Origin of the sequence: Hadarchaeum sp. (SeqCode), from assembly GCF_049969415.1 — an archaeon.
In the GTDB taxonomy this organism is placed as follows: Archaea; Hadarchaeota; Hadarchaeia; order Hadarchaeales; family Hadarchaeaceae; genus Hadarchaeum.
Window position 1 is genome coordinate 1 of sequence record NZ_JBMFOX010000092.1, and the last position, 2,207, is coordinate 2,207.

Annotated in this window: 1 protein-coding gene and 2 pseudogenes; all 3 read right to left on the bottom strand. The window is 58.5% G+C overall.

Going from position 1 to position 2,207, the window contains the following annotated elements; translation table 11 throughout:
• A pseudogene (locus tag ACP5PX_RS07925) lies at nt 1-194 on the bottom strand (glycosyltransferase); the annotation flags it as partial.
• Between the two features lie 91 nt (nt 195-285).
• Nucleotides 286-1,728 (bottom strand): IS4 family transposase, encoded by a 1,443-nt coding sequence (locus ACP5PX_RS07930; protein ID WP_428085413.1) that lies wholly within the window; start codon nt 1,726-1,728, stop codon nt 286-288.
• A gap of 251 nt (nt 1,729-1,979) precedes the next feature.
• A pseudogene (locus tag ACP5PX_RS07935) lies at nt 1,980-2,207 on the bottom strand (hypothetical protein); the annotation flags it as partial.

The window sequence follows — 2,207 nt, forward strand, 5'->3', positions numbered from 1 at the left end:
GGCACGCCCCGGCGCATGTTCAAAGAGTCCACCGGAATCCCCGCAGCTTCCAGCTCCTCTATATAAGCCCGGGGCGGCAGCATGGACACCACCCGCACTGGCCAGCCCCGACCCTTAAGCCGGGCGGCCAGATGCATCAACTCGGTCTCGGCCCCACCGTAGTCCAGGCCGGTGGTAAGATACGCGATATTCATGGGGACATTGTCGGAAGGGTTGATTTTGGCGTAACCCAGGTGGTCGGCAAGAGGCCCTGGATGCGGCCAGGGCCATCATCAACCAGGTTACTCAAGTTTCGCACCCCTGAAGTGGGGAGAAGCGGTTGAAAGTATTGGTGATCGCATCGAGATAAGCTCGAAACTGGGGTCCTGGATCGCAAAATTGGGCCAAGGTGTTGAGCACCGTTTTCAGGAAAGTGGCGAGGTATTGCCACAGCCGCTCCAGATAGGTGAGCTTGCCGGTCTCTTCTTCCAGTTGGCGAAAGAGATCGCCGATGGTCTGGGACTGTTCGTCATGCTCCAGGAGGTAGGCCAGCAGGCTGTACCGGAAAAAGGCCTGGATGACGGAATAAACCTGGGCGGCAAAGGAGCGGCCCTGCTCCTGGCCCAGCCCCAGGCGCTGTTTGGCTTCTTTGAAAAAGACTTCAATGGACCAGCGACCCAGATATTTTTGCACCACTTGGACGGCGGTCAGGCTGAGGTCGGTGGTGAAAAAGGCGGCCCAGGGCGGCTCCGCCTTGATCTTGCCACCGGGCCGGGTTGCTAAATCGGGTTCTTTATAGCCTTTGGTAAAGACGATGGCGCCCTTAAGGCCGTGGCCACAGCTCACTGGCACCCGGAGGAGGGAGAGCCCCAAGGCCGGCGCCTTGACCAGGCGGTGTTTGTGGGCCTGATAGAGTTGGTCCAGGGTGTAGCCGGCCTCGCCGCGATAATAACGGGTCCGGTCCCGCTTCAAGCGGCCAATGACGTGCAGGCCCAGGTTTTTGACCTCCTGGCAGAATGTGGGGGAAGTAAACCAGGCGTCCACCAGGAGGTAGAGGGCCGGAATTCCTTGCGCCAGGGCGGCCTTGAGCATCTTCAGGGCCAGAGCCGGTTTGGTCAACTCCCTGGCCTCCTGAAGACGCCGGGCCACCTCGCCCCGGGTCTTCACGGGCCGGGCCTCGGGGGCCTGTGCCGGCGCGGTGTGGGAGAAATGGTGGCCGAAGTTCACGGGATAGAAATTGCGGGGCGTCAACAATCCCAGAGCCAGGATCTCGTAGCCTTTGACGGTTTTGCCCTGGGAGTGGTCATAGACGAAACTCAGATTTTCCAGGCGCTTGCCCCGTTTGGAGAGCGCGGAGGTATCCAGGATGAAGCAGTTGGCCTGGGCGGTCTCGGACCAGTGTAGCCGCTTCCCCAGACAGGCGAGAAAGCGCCGGTAAAAAGGCCCCCAACTCCATTCGGCTTTCTTGAAGCGGTAGAAGGCGTCTTTCTGAGCCTGAAACAGGGACGTAAGCGGTCGCTGGAGCAGGTCGTGGACGGTCTTGATATGCAGGAACACCAGGCTGGTGAGGACGAACAAGAGATGCACGGGGCGAAAGCCTTCGCACTTGCGGATGCCGGCGGCGGTCAGATGGCTTTGGATATGCAGCACGGCAAACAATTCCTTGAGCCTCAGTTCCAGGTCGGCCCGGAAATTTTTCAGGGCCGTTTCGATTTGCCCTTGAAAGCGAACAATTTTCCTGTTATGCATGGGAAGGCTCCTTTTGTGTGGTATTTGTTAACGATTACACGATCTTAACTTACCACAAATCGGGAGCCTTTTCCATGATATAGGTGTTACTTCTCAAGCAAAAATAAGTAACTTTCGACTGTTACTTGGTGCGAAACTTGAGTTATCAGAATCATACGCCTTATCAGCAATGAGGCGTTTGGGTCGGGTTTTTGGACGGCCCCGGCCCCGCCGCGGGACCTTGACGGTCTCCAGGGTCGTTTCCGCCAAAGTTACTTCCGCCGGCGACGCCGAGGCAATGGCGCCTCCCAGAGGAACACCCTGGCCATCGACCACCACCAGCCACTTCGAGCCTTTGCCCCTCTTGGTTTTGCCGACGCAGTCGCCCCCTTTTTCGCCGGTGCGAAGCTGGCGTCAATAAAGGCTTCCTCCCAATCCAGGAGGCCTTCGGCGTCCAGCAGGGAGAGGAAGGTGCGCCAGATTTTCAGCCAAATATCTTG